This window comes from Mesoterricola sp. JemC181 (assembly GCF_055384585.1).
Genome location: NZ_AP045076.1, coordinates 454,140 through 473,966 on the forward strand (window position 1 = coordinate 454,140; position 19,827 = coordinate 473,966).

The window sequence follows — 19,827 nt, forward strand, 5'->3', positions numbered from 1 at the left end:
GCCCCGTGGAGCCCTTCTCCCCGGGGCTTTTCCCCGCCGGGCCGGGTATCCTGGGCGCCTGCCCCTTTCCTGGTTCCCACCTCCCGCCACGCCGGACCTTTCCTCCATGCCCGACCGGATCCTGATCGTCGAGGACGAGCGCACAATCGCCGACACGCTTTTGTATGTCCTCCGGACCGAAGGGTTCGATCCGCAATGGGTGGACCTGGGCATGCTGGCGGTCGAAGCCGTCCGCCGGGACCCCCCCGCCCTGGTGATCCTGGACATCGGCCTGCCGGACGTTTCCGGGTTCGAGGTGTGCCGGACCCTGCGGACCTTCTCGGAGGTGCCGGTCCTCTTTCTCACCGCCCGGGACGCCGAGGTGGACCGCATCGTGGGGCTCGAGATCGGGGCGGACGACTACGTCACCAAGCCCTTCAGCCCCCGGGAGGTGGCCGCGCGGATCCGCACCATCCTCCGCCGGGCCCGGCCCGCGGCCATCCCTGCGGGGTTCCACGCGGAGCCCGCGTCGAGGCGCATCGCCTTCCGCGGCCAGTGGCTCGACCTCACCCGGTACGAGTACGGGCTCCTGCGCACCCTCCTGGCCCGCCCCGGCCGCGTCTTCACCCGGGCCGAGCTCATGGATTCCGTCTGGGCCGGCTCGGAGGAGACCGGGGACCGCACCGTGGACACCCACATCAAGACCCTGCGGGGCAAGCTCCGCGCGCTGGACCCCGCCGCCGACCCGATCCAGACCCACCGGGGCGTGGGCTACAGCGTCGACGCCCCGTGAGGCTCGGCTTCCGGCTCCTGCTCGGGGTCTTCCTCATCGTGGGGATGGCGGCCTACGTCGGCCTGTCGACCTTCTCCAGGGAAGTGAAGCCCGGCGTCCGGCAGGGCATGGAGGTGGCCCTTGTTGACACCGCCAACCTGCTGGCGGAACTGGCCGCCCAGGACCTGGCCGGGGGAACCCTTGCCCAGGGACGGCTGGCCCAGGCCTTCCGGGGCTACCAGGCCCGGGACGTCCAGGCCCGCATCGGGTGGATGACGAAACGGGGCGCCGAACTGCGCCTCTACGTCACGGACGCCGAAGGCATCGTCCGCTTCGACAGCGACGGGGAGGCCGTGGGCCGCGACTACTCCCGGTGGAACGACGTGGCCCTGACCCTCCGGGGGCAGTACGGGGCCCGGGTGACCCGCCTGGACCCCGGGGATCCGGCGACCTCGGCCATGCATGTGGCGGCCCCGGTGCGCTGGGAGGGAAGGCTCATCGGGGTGTTGACCGTCGTGGCCCCCACCTCCCTCGTCCAGCCCTTCGCGAGACGCAGCGAGCACCGCATCCGGGTGGCGGGGGCCATCCTGGTCGCGGCCTCCCTCGGCATCGGCCTGGTCCTCACCTGGTGGCTCACCCGGGACGTAACCCGGCTCCAGGCCTACGCCCGCGCGGTGGGGGCGGACGGCAAGACCCCGCTGCCGGCCCTGGGCGCCCCCGAGCTGAGGGAGCTGGGGGAGGCCTTGGAGGCCATGCGCGCCCGCATCGACGGCAGGGACTACGTGGAGCACTACATCCACACCCTCACCCACGAGATGAAGAGCCCCCTCTCGGCCATCCGGGGCGCCGCGGAACTGCTTTCGGAGGATCTCCCCGAGGCGGACCGCGCCCGGTTCACCGGCAACATCCTGGAGCAGGAAATGCGCATGCGGGAACTGGTGGAGCGCATGCTCACCCTCGCCAGCCTCCGGCACCGCCAGCAGCTCCAGGCGCCCGCGCCGGTGGAGCCGGGCCTTCTCGCCCGGAAGGTGGCCGCCGGCCGGCAGGAGGAGGCCGCGCGCAGGGGCGTCGAGCTCCGGGTGGGCCCGGACCGGCCTCCCTCCATCACCGGCGAAGCCTTCCTGCTGGAGCAGGCCCTCGGGAACCTCGTGGACAACGCCCTGTCCTTCGCCCCCCGGGGCAGCGCCGTGGAGGTCACCCTGGAGACGGGACCGGACACCGTGGCGCTGGGGGTCCGGGACCGGGGGCCCGGGCTTCCCGATTTCGCCCTGGACAAGGTGTTCACGCCCTTCTTCTCCCTTGCGCGGCCCGCGGGCGGATCCCGGGGGACCGGCCTCGGGCTCTGCTTCGTCAGGGAGGTGGCCCTGCTCCACGGAGGGACGGCCTCCCTGGAAAACCATCCCGAGGGCGGCGCCCTGGCCCGCATCCTCCTGCCCCGCTGACACACGCCCGCTTCACAGGGCTTCTCCGGGACTTCACGGAACCCGGGGATCCTCCAGGCATCCACCCTGGAGGCTCCCATGCGCATCCCGTTCGTCCTGAAGATCCTGGCCGTGCTCGGCCTGGCCCTGCTCCTGCTCATTCCCCTGGCCTTGACCCAGGGGCTCGTGGCGGCCCGCAACGCGCGCCAGGGCGAGACCGAGACCGAGGTGGCCCGCCTCACCGCATCCCCCCAGACCCTCGTGGGGCCCCTCCTGGTGATCCCCTACACCGTGGAGGAGAAGCGGACCGAAAGGAACGAGAAGACCGGGGAATCCCGGGAGGTGTGGGAGGACCGGCAGGGGGAGGCCCGCATCGTTCCCAGGGAGCTCGAGCTCGACGGGGGAATCGGCATCGAGGCGCGGCGGCGGGGGCTCTACCGGACCCAGGTCTTCCGGCTCACGGGCCCCCTCAAGGGCCACTTCTCCCTGGAAGCCGGCGCGGGCATCCGCCCCGGCAGGAACCTCCGGCTGGGCGTGCCCAGCCTCGTCCTGGGCATCAGCGATCCCCGGGGCATCCTGAACCGCATGAACCTGACGCTGGACGGCAGGACCCTGGAATTCCTTCCCGGCACGCGCCGGAGCTACCCGGCCGCGGGCGTCCACGCCGACCTCCCGGACCTGGACCTGGGCCTGGCCCGGAGCCTCTCCTTCGAGATTCCGCTCGAATTGATGGGCACCCGCGCCATCCGCATGGCCCCCGTGGCGGAGGAGACCCGGGTCCGCCTCCAGGGGGCCTGGCCCGCCCCCAGCTTCGAAGGCGGCTTCGCACCGGTGGAGAGGACCTGGTCCGGCAAGGGGTTTTCCGCCCTCTGGAAGATCCCCAACCTGAGTCGGGACCTGGACACCCTGCTCGCCGGCGGCGCGAAGTCCGCCGCGCTCGACTTCGGCGTGGCCTTCATCGATCCGGTCAACATCTACCTGCAGTCCGAGCGGGCCGTGAAGTACGGCTTCCTCTTCGTCCTGCTCACCTTCGCTGCCTTCCTCCTGCGGGAGCTGCTGCGGTCCCTCCCGGTGCACCCGGTGCAGTACCTCCTGGTGGGCCTGTCCATCGCGATCTTCTTCCTCCTGCTCCTGAGCCTCTCGGAACACCTGGGCTTCCCCGCCGCCTACGCGGTGGCCACGGCGGCCAACCTCGGGCTGCTGGGCGCCTACCTCTGCGCCGCGCTCGGGAACCGCCGGGAGGGCCTGTTCTTCACGGGGGGGCTGGGCCTGCTCTACGCGGCGCTGTATGGTCTCCTCGCGTCGGAGGACAACGCGCTCCTGCTGGGCTCCATCCTGCTCTTCGTGCTGCTGGCCGGCGTGATGCTCGGGACCCGGCGCATGGACTGGAACCGCGCCATCCGGCCCGCCCCGGAGGGGAACTGATGTCCGGCGGTGGGACGGCGGATCCCGATTCCGGGACGCGGTTCCCCCGGGTCCGGGATCCAAGAGATCGGAATAAAGGGGTTTGTTTTTGGCACCCATTTGGCTGACCTGGACCGGATTCCCCGGAGCAGCGTCATGACAGGTCTTCTCATCGACATCCGCCAGGCGGTCCGGAGCCTTCTCCGCGCTCCGGGCTTCCTGGCCGCCGCGACCGGCTGCCTGGCCCTGGGCATCGGCGCGAACCTGGCGGTGATCTCCCACGTGGACCGTCTTCTCCTCAGGCCGCTGCCCTTCCCGGACAGCGGCCGGCTGGTGGAGGTGGATCCCGCGGACCTCCAGACCGGTGAGACCGGACCCATGACCATGCCCGACTTCCTGGCGCTCCAGGCCGCGGGCCGAGGCTTCAAGGCCATGGCGGCCTGCACCGCGCGGACCCGCACCCTGACGGGGCTGGCCGAGCCGATTCGCGTGGATGTGGGGATGGTCACGGCGGGCTTTTTCGACGTCCTGGGCGTCCGGGCCGCCCTGGGCCGGGTCGTCTTCCGCCCCGACGAGGAGGTGCTGCCCGCCACCGTGGGCGTGCTCCGGCACGATTTCTGGATGGCGCGGTTCGGCGGCGATCCCGCCGTGCTGGGCCGCACCCTGGACCTGGACGGCAAGGCCGTGCAGGTGGTGGGGGTGCTGCCGAAGGACTTCCGGTTCCACCGCCGGATCTCGGACTCCCAGGTGTTCGTGCCGGAGGCGGCCCCCTTCGGAACGCGGAGTCCCGGCATGGGCACCTTCCTGGCGATCGGCAGGCTGAACCCGGGGGTTCCCCTCGTCCAGGCCCAGGCCCAGGTCCGGGCCGCCGCCGCCGGCATGGAGGCCCGCAGGCAGAATCCCCGGTTCGACCTGCGCGCCTCCAGCCTGCTGGAGGAGACGGTGAGCAACTACCGTCGCGTGCTGCTCCTCCTGCAGGGGGCGGTGGCGCTGGTGCTGCTCATCACCTGCTTCGACGTCGCCGGGCTCCAGCTGGTGCGGGACCTGGGCCGGGGGCGGGACCTGGCCATCCGCCAGGCCCTGGGCGCGGGGCGGGGGCGCATGGGGCGCCTCTTCCTGATCGAGAGCCTGATGCTCGCCGCCGCGGGCGGCGCGGCGGGGATCGCGCTGAGCTATTTCATCCAGGGCGGGCTCCGCTGGCTGCTGGAGGACCTCCTCCCCATGCCGGCCGCCTCGGTCTACCCCGCGCTGCTGGCGGCGGCCCTGGGACTGGTCCTGGCCACGGGCCTGGCCCTGGCCTTCCTGTCCTGGTTCATGGCCCGCGGCCCGCGCCTGGTGGAGGTGCTCCGGGCCGGGTACGGCGCCAGCCACTCCCGCGGCCACTGGCGCGTGCTCAAGGGCCTGGTGGTGGCGGAGGTCGCCCTGTCGGTGGTGCTGCTCACCGGAGCCGGACTCCTGATCCACAGCCTCGTGAACCTCCAGCGCGTGCATCCCGGCTTCGAGGCGGGACCGGTGCTGACGGTGAACGTCCCCCTGCCGCCCTCCCGGTACGACCTGCCGGCGCAGCGCGCGTTCCTGGCGCGCCTGGAACCCGCCCTGTCGGCCCTGCCGGGCGTCGGGGGCGCCGGCGTCAACGACACCCTCCCCTTCGTCAAGGCCACCAACGGAGGCAGCGTCACCGCGGATCCCGGACGGGCCCAGGGCTCGGAGATCTATGTGCGGGTCCACGTCGTCACCTCGGGCTATTTCAAGGCCATGGGCATCCCCCTCCTCGCGGGAGGAACCTTCCCCCCGGCGGACCCCGGCACCTGCATGATCAGCAGGCGCCTGGCGGAAAAGCTCTGGCCGGGCCAGGACGCCGTGGGCCGCCCCCTGTATTCCGACGGCATCGCCCCCCAGCGGGTGGCCGGCGTGGTGGCGGATACGGCCGAGAACCGCCTCGACCGGCCGGAGGACCCGCAGGTCTACCTGCCGGCGGAGTTCCATGAGCTCTTCGGCGGCCCGGTGGTGGCGGTGAAGGTGCAGGGCGACCCCGCCCGGTACGGCGCCCAGGTGAAGGCCGTACTCCGGTCCCTGGATCCCGGCCTCGCGCTGCCCGAGCCCCGGCCCCTGCGCGAAGCGCTCAAGGAGAGCATGGCCGTGCGCACCATGGCGGGCATCCTGTTCACCGCGTTCGGGCTCCTGGCCCTGCTGCTCTCGGGCGTGGGCCTCTACGGGGTCCTGGCGCAGATCACCCTCCAGCGGCGGCGGGAGATCGGCATCCGCCTTTCCCTGGGCGCGACCCGCGCCCAGGTGGTGGGGGGCATCCTGGGGGGCGCCGCCGCGATGGTGGGGCTGGGCCTTGGCCTCGGGATCCTGTTCGGGTGGCAGGCCGGGAGGATCCTGGGGCCGCTGCTCTTCGGCCTGGGCGGGGCGGGTCCGGCCATCCACCTGGGCGTCCTGGCCATCCTCGTCCCCACCGCGCTCCTGGCCTGCGTCCTGCCGGCGCTGCGCGCCGCCCGGGTGAACCCGTCGGAAGCCCTGCGTCAGGAGTGACATGAACCGGCTCGCTACCAACCTGAGATGGGCCCTCCGCTCCCTGGCGGGCACCCCCGGCTTTACCGCCATGGCCGTGCTCATCCTGGCCCTGGGCATCGGCGCCAACGCCGCCATCTTCGGCCTGGTGGACCGGGCCCTGCTGCGGCCCCTGGACTATCCGGGCGCGGAGCGCCTCGTGGCGGTGTGGGAGACCCACACCAACGACGGTTCCATCACCTCCGTCTCCCCCGCGGATTTCCTGGATTGGCGGCGCGAGGCCCGGGGCTTCGACGCCCTGGCCGCGGTTTGCAACACCTCCGTGAACGTCGCCGGGGGCATCGAGCCGGCGCGGGCCTTCGGTCTGCGGGCCTCCTGGACATTCTTCCGGGTGGTGGGGGTGGCTCCGGCCCTGGGGCGGGGCTTCCTGCCCGAGGAGGACGCCACGGGGGCCTCCCGGGTGGTGATCCTCTCCCACGGCTTCTGGATGCGGCAGTTCGGCGGGGATCCGGCCGTGGTGGGCCGCAGCGTCTCCCTGGACGGATCGGACGCGCTGGTGGTGGGGGTGATGCCCCGGGGCTTCCGGTTCGATTTCATGGGGGACCGGCTGGACCTGATCCTGCCCGCGGCCTTCAGCGCCGAGGAGACGGAACGGCGCGGGTGGCACTTCCTGGGCGTGGTGGGGCGCCTGGCGCCGGGCATGAAGCTGGCCGGGGCCCGGTCGGAGATGACACGCGTCGCCGCGGCCCTCGCCGTCGCCCATCCCGCCTCCAACACCCGGCGTTCCGCGCAGGTGGTCCCCCTGCGGGACGAGCTGGTGCGCGACGCCCGGGGCACGCTCCTCTTCCTCCTGGGCGCCGTGGCCTTCGTGCTGCTGGCGGCCTGCGCCAACCTCCTGAACCTCATGCTGGCCCGCAAGGCCCGCCGCCAGCGGGACCAGGCCATCCGCACGGCCCTGGGGGCCTCGCCCTGGGACCTGGGCAGCCAGGCCCTCACCGAGAGCGCCCTGCTGGGGCTCCTGGGGGGCCTCGCGGGGTGGCTGCCGGCCCAGGCCGCCATGTCCGGCCTGGTGCGACTCCTGGCCCTGCCGGCCCACCTGGACCGCCCCGGCTGGGACTTCCGCATGGCCGGGTTCATCCTGCTGCTGTCCGTGGCCACCGCCCTCGTGCTGGGCCTGGCCCCCGGGCCCGGCGCCACGGCGCACAACCGCCTCCGGGGCGTCCTGGTGACGGCCGAGGTGGCCCTCACCACCCTGCTCCTGGTAGGCGCGGGCCTCATGGTGCGCAGCCTCTCCCACCTGCGCACCCTGGACCCCGGTTTCCAGCCCGACCAGCTCGTCATGGCCACGCTCACCGTGCCGGCCCGCGCCTACCCCGCCCTCGAGGACCGCGCCGCCTTCATCCGGCGCCTGCGGGACCGGGTGGAGGCCATCCCCGGCGTGGCCTCCGCCGCCGCCAGCGATACGCTGCCCTTTGCCGGCTCCACCTGGACCACCTCGTACGACGTGGAGGGCCAGCCCGCCCAGGAGGGCCGCATCGCCATCGCCCACCACGTCTCCCCCGCCTACTTCCGCACCATGGGCATCCCCCTGCTGCGGGGCCGGGAACTGGAGCAGGGGGAACGGGACGGCGCCGTGGTGAGCCGGCGCTTCGCCCGCAGGCACTTCGGCGAAGGGGACCCCCTGGGCCGCCGCGTGGCCCTGGAGCGGGGCCAGTGGCTGCGCGTGGTGGGGGTGGCCGGCGACGTGCGCCACAACGGTCTGGCCCGGGACCCCGAGCCCGAAATCTACCTCCCTCTCACCCTGGGCGGCCCCACGTCCCAGAGCCTGGGTTCGTTCGCCCTGGTGGCTCGGGGCCCCGCGGCCCTGGCCCCGGCCCTGCGCGGGGCGCTGCGGGAAGTGGACCCGGACCTGCCCCTGGGCACCGTGCGCGCCATGGCCTCGCTGGTGGACCAGGACCGCCAGGCAACCCGCGCCGGCAGCGTGCTGCTGGGCGCCTTCGCGGCCCTGGCCCTGCTGCTGGCAGCGGTGGGGATCTACGCGGTCCTGAGCTTCATCACCGGCATGCGCAGGCGGGAGCTGGGCATCCGCATGGCCCTGGGCGCCACGGCCCGCGACATCCTGGTCCTGGTGCTGGGCCAGGGCCTGCGGTGGATCGGGGCCGGCACCGCCTGCGGCCTCGCGGGGGCCGTGGCGCTGGGGCGGTTCATCCAGTCGCAGATCCACGGGGTGCGGGCCGGGGACCCGGCCACGCTAGGCGCCGCGGCCCTCCTGCTGGTCGCGGTGGGGCTCGCGGCGTGCCTGCTGCCGGCGCTTAGGGCGCTGCGGGTGGATCCCTGGGCGGTGCTGCGGAGCGAGTAGCCTCGGGTCCGGATTGGGATCGTTGCGCCATGAATGGCCTCCTCGCGACCCGGCCAGAGAGGGTTTCGGCCCCTCCCGCCCTGGGAACCATCCCACGCGGTTCCTGAAGGTGCCTGCCAACGTCTTCCCCTTCGTCACCGGCATGGCGTAGCGTTGCGAACCCGTGGGGAGGGCCGGCCACCGCAGCCTAGGAGGGCCTGGCCCCGTGCCTCCTCCCCACCTTGCGCGCCGGCACCCCGCTCCAGATCTCCCCGGCGCCCACCCGGGTCCCCTTGGACAGCACCGACCCCGCCGCGAGGACCGCTCCGTCGCCGATGACGCAACCCGGGAAGATGACGGCCATGAGGCCCACCGTGACGTTCCGTCCGATGACCACGGGCGCGGCGTAGAGGCGGCCCCGTTCAGCCACGTGGGCCACCAGGGTGACGTCCCCGCCGATGACGGTGTCGTCGCCGATGGTGATGAGGTTCTGGTCGGCCACCATGGCGGTGTTGATCTGCACCCGGGCTCCGATCCTCATGCCCATGAGGCTGTGGTACGCGGGGAGGAAGGGCGTGAGCCGAACCCAGTTCACGAAGGAGAAGCGCAGGAAGAGGGTGAGGGCGTTGTAGCTCGCCCAGCGCCACCCCTCCCAGGACACGTACGTGAAGGTGCCCACGGGGGTGCCCTGGGCGAAGGTGACCCAGCGCGCGATGGGCAGCAGGACCATGAGGGTGATGCCGAAGACGAAGTAGGCCGCCCCCAGGGCGATGCCCAGGGCCAGCACGTGGAGGTTGCCGGCGAGCGGCAGGCCCTGGGCCCACACCACCAGCTTGATGGCGGGGAAGGCCGCCAGGCCCAGCACGATGGCCGCCTCGGCGAACAGCGCCAGGGAGAGAAGGAACTGCAGCGGAGTCAGGATCCTGCGCTTCCAGACCTGCTCTGCCATGGGGACTCCGGGGGTTGGATGTATCGTGCCATCCCCGGGGCCGCCCTGTCAGCCGCTCAGATCACGTAGGCGGCGCCGCCCCCGGCCTTGACCCGCTCGGCCAGGTCGGCCAGCGTGTGCCGGCGCAGGGAGGCCTCCATGGCCGCGGCCAGTTCGCACCACACGTCCCGGGTCACGCAGTCCGCGGCGCGCCCGCACAGCTCGGGGTCCAGGGTGCAGTCGGCTGCGCTGATGCGGCCCTCCAGGGCCTCCACCACGTCCAGGGGCGTGATGCTCCGGGGCTCCCGCGCCAGCTCCAGGCCGCCGTTGGGGCCGCGCACGGCCGTCACCAGGCCCGCGGCCTTCAGGCCCCCCACCAGCACGTGGATGTACTTGCCCGGGAGCTGCTGGTTCTGGGCGATGGTGGTCACCAGGACCGGGCCGGACCCGTGGTGCACGGCCAGCTCGACCATGATCCGCAGCCCGTACCGCCCCCGGGTGGAAACCTTCATCGCCCGCCTCCAGGTCCCAGTATAGGGGGAGAACGTAATACTTCCTATTGTCCATGGATAAACTTGACAATTAATTCCGGATCCCCCATTCTTGGGTTCCGAAGGTCCCCAACCCCGAAAGGAGAGTCCCATGCCCCGTCCCAATCGCGTGGATTACGCCTACCAGCTCATCGGCAACACCCCCGTGGTCCGCCTGAACCGCATCGCGGAAAAGGGCAGCGCCACCATCTACCTCAAGCTCGAGAGCGCCAACCCCGGCGGCAGCGTCAAGGACCGCATCGCGCTCAGCATGATCGAGGACGCCGAGCGTTCCGGAGCCCTCAAGCCCGGCCAGGAGATCCTCGAGGCCACCAGCGGCAACACCGGCGTGGGCCTGGCCTTCGTGGCCGCCGCCAAGGGCTACCCCATCACCCTGATCATGCCCGAGACCATGACCCTGGAGCGCCGGGCCATCCTCAAGGCCTACGGGGCCAACCTCATCCTGACCCCCGGCCCCCTGGGCATGAAGGGCGCCGTGGACAAGGCCGAGGAGCTGGCGGCAGCCGACCCCAAGTACTGGGTGGTGCGCCAGTTCGACAACCCCGCCAACCCCGAGGTCCACCGCCGCACCACCGCCGAGGAGATCCTCGAGCAGGTGCCCGAGCTGGACGCCTTCGTGGCCGGCATCGGCACCGGGGGCACCATCACCGGCGTGGGCGAGATCCTGGCGAAGCGCAAGCCCGGCACCCTCGTGGTGGCCGTGGAGCCCGTGGACTCCCCGCTCCTCACCCAGGGCAAGGCCGGCCCCCACAAGCTCCAGGGCCTGGGCGCCAACTTCGTCCCGAAGATCCTCAACCGCGAGGCCTTCCAGCGCGTGGAGGACGTGGGCTACGACGACGCCATCGCCATCGCCCGCCGCCTCACCCGCGAGGAGGGGATCTTCACGGGCATCAGCACCGGTGCCATCGTCTTCACGGCCCTGAAGGTGGCCAGGGAACTGGGCGCGGGCAAGACCGTGGTCGCCGTCGTTTGCGACACCGGCGAGCGCTACCTCACCCATCCGCTCTTCTCCGAGGCGTAGAAAAAGGGGTTCTTCACGGATTTGAGGGGTGGCGCCGACCCACACTCACTTTAGCTTGGTGCTGACGAGGAGGCCGGGTCCGGTCGATAGGGGCCGTTCTGAGCCCGTCATCCAGGTAAGTTGAAACGAAAAGCTTATCGCCGAGGCGCCGAGGGGCCGAGGTTCGCCGAGAAAAGATCTTCTTTTTATTCCTCGGCGATCCTCGGCTCCTCGGCGCCTCGGCGATAGGCCCTTCGATCGAGATTGCCGGATTCATCGGGTAACAGGTCGGCAGCAGTGGACTTCAGGCATCTTGGAGTTGTCGAGAAACCAGGATGAGAGGAGGCCGCTGCTGCCTACCAAGGAGCTTATTGCCCGTTTGGGCGGATGGAAAGGGCATCGCGTCGGAACCGTGGAAAGGTTCGAACCGGGGGAGAAGGGTACCCGCGCCCAGGTCTGGATCGAGTTGCTCGGCTTCGGTGTCCACCCTCGGACCTGCAGCGGCTGCCAGCGCAAGGTTTCAGCGGTGCACGACTGGTCCCAGCGAGAGATCCGGGACCTGCCCGTGTTCGACGCGGATACCGTGTTGGTGGTCTGGCGTGCCCGGGTGGCCTGCCCTGCCTGCGGACCCAAGCTGGAGGCCCTGGACTGGCTGGAACCCTATGCACGGGTCACCAACCGCATGGCCGAGAGTGTGGCCCGCATGTGCAAGGTCATGCCCATCAAGCGGGCTGCCGAGCATTATGGCCTCCACTGGGGCACAGTGAAGGACATCGACAAGGCCTATCTGGAGCGCACGCTGGAGCCAGCCAGACCAGGCAAGGTCCGGCTGCTCATGATGGACGAGTTCGCCCTCCATAAGGGGCAGAGCTACGCCACGGTGTTCGTCGATACCGAAACCCGCCAAGTGCTTTGGGTGGGCAAAGGCCGGGGCAAGGCGGATATCAGGCCCTTCTTCGAATGGCTCGGCAAGCGGCGGTGCCGCAAGATCGCGGCGGTGGCCATGGACATGTCCCCCACTTTCGAAGCGGAAGTCCGCCAACACTGCCCCAATGCCGAGATCGTCCTGGACCAGTTCCATGTCCTGGCCAATTTCGGAAAGCAGGTGCTCGACCGAATCCGGGTCAACGAGGCCAATCGGTGCCGGGACGACAAGGCCGCCCGGGAACTCATCAAGGGGGCCAAGTGGCTCCTGCTGGGCAACTGGGAGAACCTGCCCAACCGGGAGAGCAAGACCAGGCTCAACGCGCTCCTGGAGGCGAACCAAGCCCTCATGACGGCCTACGTCATGAAGGACGCCCTTAAGGCCCTGTGGGGCTTTAAGCGAGAGGGCTGGGCCCGGAAGGCCTGGGAGAACTGGCTGGCCATGGCCACCTCAAGCGGCCTGCCGCCTTTGGTACGTTTTGCGAAAAACCTGGCCAAGCGGATCGAGGACATCCTCTCGCACTGCCGGTGGCACCTGAACACCAGCATCCTGGAGGGGATCAACAACAAGATCAAGGTCCTGAAGCGGATCGCCTATGGGTACCGGGATGAGGCCTACTTCTTCCTCAAGATCCGTGCGGCCTTCCCCGGAAATCCGTGAAGAACCAGAAAAAGGGGCCGCGAAAGCGGCCCCTTTTTCCGTACCGTCCCATGGATCAGGAAGCCATCCTCGGCCGTCCCTTGCCGAAGGCGTAGCCCCCGGCCAGGACGATGGTGTAGATGCCCAGCACGAAGGTGAACGCGAAGAACTTCCACATGCCGCCCATGGTGGTGAAGGCCAGGTAGAGGCGGTAGGAGAAGAGGGCCGTGAGGGCCTGGCAGGCCAGGACCATGCCCAGGGCCGGCAGCCGGTCGAATTCCAGCCGGAAGAAGAGCACCGGCAGGGCCCACAGCGCCATGGCCCCGATGAGGGGATACCACAGGTTGTTCCACACGGCGTAGAAGATGCCCTTGCGGGCCGCGATGTCCACCAGGAAGTCGCTGTTCCACTGCAGGAGCAGGATGAAGCCGATGCCCATGGCCGCGAGCACCGCCACCCAGTCGAAGAGCTCCTGGACGGTGGCGTCCACCCGGATGGCCGTGTCGATCTTGTGGCCCCGGGTCTCCTTGATGAAGAGGGCGCCCACCACGAGGGTCAGCAGGGCGATGCCGATGGGATAGATGAGCCCCGCGTAGATGGCGCCGCTGCCGAAGGCCTCCTTGGCCATGGCCGAGGCGGTCAGCGCCGTGGCGATCAGGGGCAGGAAGCCGCCGAACCAGCCGTTGCCCAGGTGGTAGGGCAGGGACATGGACGTGTAGCGGACGTTGGTGGGGAACAGCTCCACCAGGAAGGCGGCGATGGGGCCGTAGACCATGGTCACGTAGATGATCTGGATGAACACCAGGCCCATGAGCATGACCAGGTTGAAGGCGGGAATGGCGGCGAGCTCGACCACCTTCTGGCCCGGCTGAAGGGCCGGCACGAAGTACCGCATGGCCATGTAGATGGGCACGTAGGTGAGGGCGGCCAGCAGGCAGCCCCAGAGCATCACCTTCTTGCGGCCCACCTTGTCGGACAGGTGCCCGAAGAACAGGAACAGCGGCGCGCCGAAGAGCAGGGCCACCGAGATGATGAGGTAGGCGGGGAGCCAGTGCACCTTGAGGACGGCCTGGAGGAACGTGAGGGCGTAGAACTGGCCGGTGTACCACACCACGCCCTGGCCCGCGGTGGCGCCGAAGAGGGCGAGAAGCACGTAGCGCAGGTTCACGGGGTTGGTGAAGCTCTCCTTCAGGGGGTTCTTGGAGACGGAACCGGCCTTCTTGAGCTTGGCGAACAGGGGGCTCTCCTGCATCTTCACCCGGATGTAGAGGCTGACGGCCAGCAGGATGAAGGAGAGGAGGAAGGGGATGCGCCAGCCGGAGATGAGGTGGCCGGTGCCGTTCTTGAAGCCCTCCTCCCCCATGATCCAGCGGGTCGCGCCGATGATGGCCATGCTGGCGAAGAAGCCCAGGGTGGCGGTGGTCTGGATGTAGCTGGTGTAGTAGCCGCGCCGCGCGTCGGGGACGTGCTCGGCCACGTAGGTGGCCGCGCCGCCGTACTCCCCGCCCAGGGCCAGGCCCTGGAGGAGGCGCAGCAGGACGAGGATGATGGTGGCCCAGATGCCGATGTGCTCATAGGTGGGCAGGAGCCCCACCAGGGCCGTGGAGAGGCCCATGGTGGCCATGGTCACCAGGAAGGTGTACTTCCGCCCGATGAGGTCGCCGATGTGGCCGAACACCAGGGCGCCCAGGGGCCGCACGCCGAAGCCCGCGCCGAAGGTCGCCAGACTGGCCAGGAGCTGGGCCGTCTCGTTCTGGGCGGGGAAGAACTTGCCCCCGAAGAAGACGGCGAGGCTTCCGTAGAGGTAGAAGTCGTACCACTCGAAGAGGGTTCCGAGGGACGATGCCGTGATCACCCTTCGCAGGGTGGCCTTGTCCGTGAAGACCTCTGGGGCGTCCAAACTGGCGGCGGCCTGTTCACTCATGCGCGACTCCTCAGGGAAGTGAACGTTAAATCCCTCCAGCCCGGGATTGGGTTTGGAGGGAGCGGTGGTCGGAAACACAATAAGAACTTGATGGCGCCGCTGAGAATAAGTCTGGTTTCAACCAAAGGAAAGAAAATATTTTGGGAACTTCTAATCCAAGCCCAGATCGCCGAGCCGGTCCTCCCCGATCCCGAACCGGTGGGCCACCTCGTGGAGCACCGTCCGGGCCACCTCCAGTTCTAAGTCAAGGATGTTATCGGCTTCCTCGAGATGGGGGAGGCGGTAGACGGTAATCCTGGCGGGGAGTTCACCGGACCCCGGCATCTCTTCATCCAGGGCAGGCCCGGTGAAAAGTCCGAGGAGGGTCTCCTCCTCCGGAATGCCCATGGCCTCCCGGAGTTCCAGGGAAGGTTCATCCTCCACCACCACCGGGAGGCCTTCGAGATAGGGCTTGAACTCCTCGGGGATGAGCTCGAGGGCCCTGGCCACCACATGCTCGAACCGCCGGCGGGTCATCTGCATGATTCCAGTGTACGCCCGATGGACACGGACTGTCGCGCGGGAGCCCCCATCCTGGAGGCGAGGTGTCCCCATGTTCCCGTCCCCCGCATACCCCCGTCGCGATCCCTGGCGCGAACTCCAGGCGCGGTTCGGCCAGGGCCCCTGGGTGCTCTACCTGGCCGGCCCCCTGCGGGGCGACGGCTCCCCCGAGGCCATCCGCCGCAACCAGGTGCGCATGCTGGCCCGGGCCCGGCTGGTGCAGGACCTCCTGCCTTCGGCCGTCCTGGTGGTCCCCCACGCCAACTTCGCCTTCGTGGACGAATCGGGACCGGGGGGCCTGGGCGTGCGCGCCCGGGTGCTGGACGCCTGCGAGGCGCTGCTCCTGCGATGCGACGCCCTGGTTCTCTGCGGCGGAGAACTCACCGCGGGCATGGCCAGGGAGAAGGCTGCCGCTGAAAAGGCCGGTCTGCCGGTGCTCGTCCTGCCGGAGACGCCGGCCCTGGAGCGGCTGCAGGCCGGCTAGCGCCGCGTCCCGGAGCGTTCCGTCCTGGTTTTAATTGCAGGCAGGTGCCTAATGCTGCACCAGGCGGCGCGCGGCCCCGTTCCGGCGGCGCCCCCGCGCCGCTGGGCGGCGGCGCAGAACCCGGGCCCCCCGGACCGCACCCTGGGGTGTACCTGGAGGCGCCATGCCCAAGAATCCCCACCTGCCCGCCCTTGCGGCCCTGGCGCTGTCCCTGGGGTGCGCGGCGGGCCTGACCAGCACCGAGTCCACCGCGGGCACCACGGCCACCTACTACCAGAGCGGAGGCTCGGCCTCCTACGCCTGGCAGGCCATCTCGGCCACGGGCGCCGACCAGTCCGCGGTGTGCGTGGCCAACGCGGGCACCTTCACCCTCTCCAATTCCACCGTGACCACGTCCGGGGACACCTCGTCCTCCTCGGCCAGCCTCGCCAGCGGACTGGACGCGGCGGTGCTGGTGAAGTCCGCCAGTGTGGTGAGCCTGGTGAACTGTTCCGTGACCACCACCGGCGCCGGAGCCACCGGCGTGTTCGCCACCGGGTCCGGCACCACCGCCGGCATGTCCGGAGGCAGCATCCAGTGCTCGGACCAGTGGGCCCACGGCGCGGCCGCGGCCTCGGGGGCGGCCCTGACCCTCTCGGGCGTCACCGTCGCCACCGGCGGTGCGGACGCCGCGGCGGTGGCCTGCGGCTCGGGCACCCTGCTGGCCACCAGCTGCACGGTGTCGGCCACGGGGGTGGATTCCCCCGCCCTCCACAGCGCGGGGACCACCACGGTCACCGGCGGCACCTACACGGCGAGCGGGGCGGAGGCCGCCGTCGTGGAGGGGGGCGGCACCCTGACCGCCACCGGGGCCGGCTTCACCACCACAGCCACGGGCAAGCGGGGCGTGCTCATGTTCCAGAGCGGCACCGGCACCGCCTCGGGCACCTTCACCCAGTCGGGCGGCTCGCTCACCGCCACCGCGGGCCCGCTCTTCCTGGTCACCAACGTCACCGGGGCCATCAACCTCACGGGGGTCAGCGCCACGGCCGCCTCCGGCGTCCTGGTGGAGGCGGGCGGCACCTCCGCCTGGGGCACCTCGGGCAGCAACGGGGGCGTGGCGAACCTCACCGCCAGCGCCCAGGCCCTGACGGGCAACCTCGTCACCGACGATGCCTACAGTTCCATCCGCGCGACCCTCCACAACGGTTCCACCCTCACCGGCACCATCAACCGGGCGGCCTTGACCCTGGACGCGTCCAGCACCTGGACCGTCACCGGGACCTCGTACCTCACCACCCTCTCCGACGCCGCCGGCCTTGGCGGCTCCACCTTCACCAACATCGTCGGCAACGGCCACGACGTCTACTACGACGCCGCCCTGGCCGCCAACAGCTACCTGGCCTCGGGCACCTACGCCCTCACCGGCGGGGGCCAGCTCCTGCCGCAGTGAGCCCGGTCACCCCGGGCGTCGCGCCAGCACCACGGCCCGCCTGAAATCCAGCCACAGGTGAGGCGTGGGCGCCTCCCGGGCGGCGGCTTCCAGGCGCCGCTCCAGCAGCCCCGGTTCCCACCGGTGGCGCAGGTAGGCCCAGGCCAGGGGCAGGAAGACCTCCTGGATGCACAGCAGGGCGTCCTCCCCGTGCAGCGCCGAACCGTAGTTGCGCAGCTCGGTCTCCGCCAGCCCCAGGCGCTCCAGGTGGTGGGCGATCTTCAGGCCCACCGAGAGGTCGGAACCCCGCGCCTCCACCACGTCCAGCAGCCGGTCCATGAGGAAGTCGAGGTTCGGGCACGGGGGGTGGATGTCGCTGAACCGCCGGGCCTGCTGAACGGGCTCGAAGCAGGCGATCCAGCCGCCCGGTTTCAGGGCGCGGGCGAGGCGGGGGAGCACCTCCCCCAGCTCCCGCACGTGGGCGAGGGTGACGGACGTGAACACCAGGTCGAAGGCCCGCTCCGGCAGGTCCAGCGCCCGCAGGTCCTGGAGCAGGAACGACGCGCGGGGGACCCCGGGCAGGTCCAGGCGCTTGCGGGCCAGGGCCAGGAGTTCCCCGGAGCGGTCCAGGCAGGTGATGCTCCCCTCCGGGACCCGCGCCGCGAGCCGCAGCGACCAGAACCCCGTGCCGGAGCCCAGGTCGAGGATGGCCCCGTCCGGGGGCGTGGGTGGCAGCTGGTCCAGGGGGCGGGCCTTCTCGAACAGCAGGTTCTGGGCTTCCAGGCGGGCCACCTCCCCGCCGTCGCTGTCCCGCTGCACCCGCTCGAAGGCGTAGGGCACGGGGGAATCGGGAGACAGGTGGCCACCGGCCAAAGCCGAAGGCAGGCCCTGCGACGATGCAAAGTCCATATAAGTCTCTTTAAAATTAATACTTAGTTAAAAAGTCCGGGCCCTTCCCGGGATGCCTCAGGATGGCACCCCGGGAGGATCCCGTCCAGGGGACGATTCATGCCGGCCAGGCCCCGTCCGCCACGTCGATGTCGGCGTCCGTGCGCTCCCGGATCCAGTCCGGGGGATAGGGCCCCAGGCACTCCCGCAGCAGGAACCGTCCGTCCCGCACCTCGAACAGGCCCAGGTCCGTGACCACCAGGTCCACCTCCCGGGCGGCGGTCAGCGGCAGGGAGCAGCGCCGGCGCAGGCGGCTGGCGCCGGTGGGCTCGAAGTGCAGGGTGGCGGCGATGACCTTGCGGGCGCCGGTGGTGAGGTCCATGGCCCCCCCCATGCCGGGCACCATCTTCCCGGGCACCTTGTAGTTGGCCAGGTTTCCCTCCTGGTCGACCTCCAGCACGCCCAGCACGGTGTAGTCCACGTGGCCGCCCCGGATGATGCCGAAGCTCGCCGCGGAGTCGAAGAAGCACCCCCCGGGCTGCACGGTGATGGGCGCTCCGCCGGCGTTCACCATGTCCCGGTCCTCCTGTCCGGGCGGGGGCGCCGGGCCCAGGCCCATGAGCCCGTTCTCGGACTGGAGGATGATGGAGACCCCCGCGGGCAGGTGGTTCACCACCAGCGTGGGCAGGCCGATGCCCAGGTTGACCACGTCGCCCGAGCGGAAGATCCGGGCGATGCGCCTGGCGATGACGTCCTTGTCGGGAACGTAGTCCATTCACATCTCCAGGCGTTCGGCCATGACGAGGAAGTCCACGAAGATCGAGGGCGTGTGCACGTGGTTGGGGTCGAGGGCGCCGATGTCCACTAGCTCCTCCACCTCGGCGATGACCAGGTCCGCCGCGGTGGCCATCATGGGATTGAAGTTGCGCGCGGTGCCCGCGTAGGCGAGGTTGCCGGCGCGGTCCCCCACCTTGGCCTTGATGATGGCCACGTCCGCCCGCAGGGGGAGCTCCAGGAGGAAGGCCCTTTCCCCGACGGTGATCACCTGCTTGCCGTCGGCCACTTCGGTGCCGATGCCCGTGGGGGTGAGGAAGCCCCCGAGCCCCGCGCCCCCGGCCCGGATGCGCTCGGCCAGGGTGCCCTGGGGCACCAGGTCCACCACCGTCTCCCCGGCGTTCATCTGGCGCTGGGTCTCCTGGTTCAGGCCGATGTGGCTGGCGATGATGCGCCGGAAGGCGCGGTCCTGGACGAGGTGGCCGATGCCGGTGACCCGGCCCGACTTCAGGTCGTGCATGGCCGTGTCGGTGCTGATGAGGGTCATGTCCTTCAGGTTCCTCGCCCGCAGCGCGTGGATGAGCGTCTGGGGCGCCCCGCACCCCATGAAGCCCCCGGACATGAGCACCTGGCCGTCCCGGATCTTCGAAGCTGCCTCGGCTGGGGAGAGGATGGGCTTGTCGAACACGCGTAAGAGACTAGCGCGTCCGGGGGAAAAGCACCTGGTTTTCCAGGTAGAGATGTTTCTGGAGCCGGCCCGAGAGATGCTTGATGCACTCGTGGAGCCGGATCTCGGGGCCTCCGGGGGAGGAGGTGGCGGCCAGGGCCGACGCCAGGCCCCGGATGCTGCGGAGCAGGCCCGCCTCGGCCTCGTGCTCGCCCTCCAGGAGGGCCCTCACCGAGTCCAGGTGCTCCTTGCGGCCCTCGGGGACCGTCCCGGCGTCCATGGCCAGGATGTAGGGGAAGAGGTTGCGTTCCTCCAGGGCGAGGTGGGCGCGCATGGTGGTGCAGAAGCGGCTGATCATGTCCCGGATCTCGACCAGGGTGGGATTGCGGCGCCCGTCCTCCAGGGCGATGAGCTCGGCCAGGGTCTCCAGGTCCGCCATGTCCGTCCGGCATTCCAGGTGGCAGGTCCCGACCAGGTGCCGGACCAGGTCCGCCACCGGCATCACCTTCCACGCCTCACGTTCCTGTTTCTCGTCGAGATGCACACGGCCTCCAGGGGGGTCGATCCTCCCGGCCGCAGGCGGTCCCGGGGATCACCCATCATAAAGGGGACCCCTTGGTACCTAGATCACATATCTTATATAAAAATTCCGTAAAAAGAGAAAATAT

Annotated in this window: 16 protein-coding genes and 1 pseudogene; 9 read left to right on the forward strand and 8 right to left on the reverse strand. The window is 70.3% G+C overall.

The genetic code is table 11. The features are described from left to right. Positions 1-106: 106 nt before the first annotated feature. The 5 genes from creB (at position 107) to ACZ5MC_RS02105 (ending at position 8,449) form a co-directional block, all read left to right on the forward strand. Positions 107-772 carry a two-component system response regulator CreB gene (creB, locus tag ACZ5MC_RS02085; RefSeq protein WP_464516920.1) on the forward strand — a complete coding sequence of 222 codons (666 nt, stop codon included), beginning with the start codon at positions 107-109 and terminating at the stop codon, positions 770-772. Further along, entirely contained in the window at positions 769-2,193 is a 1,425-nt protein-coding gene (gene creC / locus ACZ5MC_RS02090) for a two-component system sensor histidine kinase CreC (protein WP_464516921.1), read from the forward strand. The genes creB and creC overlap by 4 nt, the downstream gene beginning before the upstream one ends. Positions 2,194-2,271: 78 nt before the next feature. Continuing rightward, positions 2,272-3,597, forward strand: coding sequence for a cell envelope integrity protein CreD (gene creD, locus ACZ5MC_RS02095; protein WP_464516922.1), 1,326 nt, complete (start codon positions 2,272-2,274; stop codon positions 3,595-3,597). 135 nt (positions 3,598-3,732) lie between these two features. Beyond that, positions 3,733-6,111: an ADOP family duplicated permease gene (locus ACZ5MC_RS02100; RefSeq protein ID WP_464516923.1), complete on the forward strand. Its 2,379-nt coding sequence runs from the start codon at positions 3,733-3,735 to the stop codon at positions 6,109-6,111. Between the two features lies 1 nt (position 6,112). After that, complete coding sequence (locus ACZ5MC_RS02105; protein ID WP_464516924.1) at positions 6,113-8,449, forward strand: ABC transporter permease; 2,337 nt, start codon at positions 6,113-6,115, stop codon at positions 8,447-8,449. Between the two features lie 187 nt (positions 8,450-8,636). Here the strand turns inward: ACZ5MC_RS02105 and ACZ5MC_RS02110 are convergent, their stop codons facing one another. Together ACZ5MC_RS02110 and ACZ5MC_RS02115 are read right to left on the reverse strand one after the other, a co-directional pair. After that, a complete protein-coding gene (locus ACZ5MC_RS02110) occupies positions 8,637-9,377 on the reverse strand; it encodes an acyltransferase (RefSeq protein WP_464516925.1) in 741 nt (246 codons plus the stop codon). Positions 9,378-9,433: 56 nt separating this feature from the next. Next, positions 9,434-9,868 (reverse strand): RrF2 family transcriptional regulator, encoded by a 435-nt coding sequence (locus tag ACZ5MC_RS02115; RefSeq protein ID WP_306598609.1) that lies wholly within the window; start codon positions 9,866-9,868, stop codon positions 9,434-9,436. Between the two features lie 130 nt (positions 9,869-9,998). Here ACZ5MC_RS02115 and cysK point away from each other — a divergent pair, with 130 nt between their 5' ends. Then, positions 9,999-10,928 carry a cysteine synthase A gene (cysK, locus tag ACZ5MC_RS02120; protein ID WP_306598611.1) on the forward strand — a complete coding sequence of 310 codons (930 nt, stop codon included), beginning with the start codon at positions 9,999-10,001 and terminating at the stop codon, positions 10,926-10,928. Between the two features lie 331 nt (positions 10,929-11,259). After that, a complete protein-coding gene (locus ACZ5MC_RS02125; protein ID WP_464517769.1) occupies positions 11,260-12,492 on the forward strand; it encodes an ISL3 family transposase in 1,233 nt (410 codons plus the stop codon). A gap of 496 nt (positions 12,493-12,988) precedes the next feature. Here the strand turns inward: ACZ5MC_RS02125 and ACZ5MC_RS02130 are convergent. Continuing rightward, positions 12,989-14,395: pseudogene (locus ACZ5MC_RS02130) on the reverse strand (MFS transporter); the annotation flags it as partial. 150 nt (positions 14,396-14,545) lie between these two features. Further along, complete coding sequence (locus ACZ5MC_RS02135) at positions 14,546-14,917, reverse strand: metallopeptidase family protein (protein ID WP_306598616.1); 372 nt, start codon at positions 14,915-14,917, stop codon at positions 14,546-14,548. Between the two features lie 70 nt (positions 14,918-14,987). Here ACZ5MC_RS02135 and ACZ5MC_RS02140 point away from each other — a divergent pair, with 70 nt between their 5' ends. Both ACZ5MC_RS02140 and ACZ5MC_RS02145 read left to right on the forward strand, forming a co-directional pair. Beyond that, on the forward strand, positions 14,988-15,419 hold the full coding sequence (locus tag ACZ5MC_RS02140) for a DUF7768 domain-containing protein (protein WP_306598617.1): 432 nt from the start codon (positions 14,988-14,990) through the stop codon (positions 15,417-15,419). A 163-nt stretch (positions 15,420-15,582) separates the two neighbouring features. After that, positions 15,583-16,851, forward strand: a complete 1,269-nt coding sequence (locus ACZ5MC_RS02145; protein ID WP_306598618.1) for a hypothetical protein — start codon at positions 15,583-15,585, stop codon at positions 16,849-16,851. Positions 16,852-16,857: 6 nt separating this feature from the next. On the opposite strand, the gene ACZ5MC_RS02150 is transcribed toward ACZ5MC_RS02145, so the two are convergent. From ACZ5MC_RS02150 to ACZ5MC_RS02165, 4 genes are all read right to left on the reverse strand, one after another. Next, a complete protein-coding gene (locus ACZ5MC_RS02150) occupies positions 16,858-17,670 on the reverse strand; it encodes a class I SAM-dependent methyltransferase (protein WP_464516926.1) in 813 nt (270 codons plus the stop codon). Positions 17,671-17,836: 166 nt separating this feature from the next. After that, a complete protein-coding gene (locus tag ACZ5MC_RS02155) occupies positions 17,837-18,493 on the reverse strand; it encodes a 3-oxoacid CoA-transferase subunit B (RefSeq protein ID WP_306598620.1) in 657 nt (218 codons plus the stop codon). After that, the gene (locus ACZ5MC_RS02160; protein ID WP_464516927.1) at positions 18,494-19,180 is read right to left on the reverse strand and encodes a CoA transferase subunit A; all 687 of its coding nucleotides are present in this window, start codon (positions 19,178-19,180) and stop codon (positions 18,494-18,496) included. Between the two features lie 10 nt (positions 19,181-19,190). Further along, the gene (locus ACZ5MC_RS02165; RefSeq protein ID WP_306598623.1) at positions 19,191-19,703 is read right to left on the reverse strand and encodes a hemerythrin domain-containing protein; all 513 of its coding nucleotides are present in this window, start codon (positions 19,701-19,703) and stop codon (positions 19,191-19,193) included. Positions 19,704-19,827 lie beyond the last annotated feature (124 nt).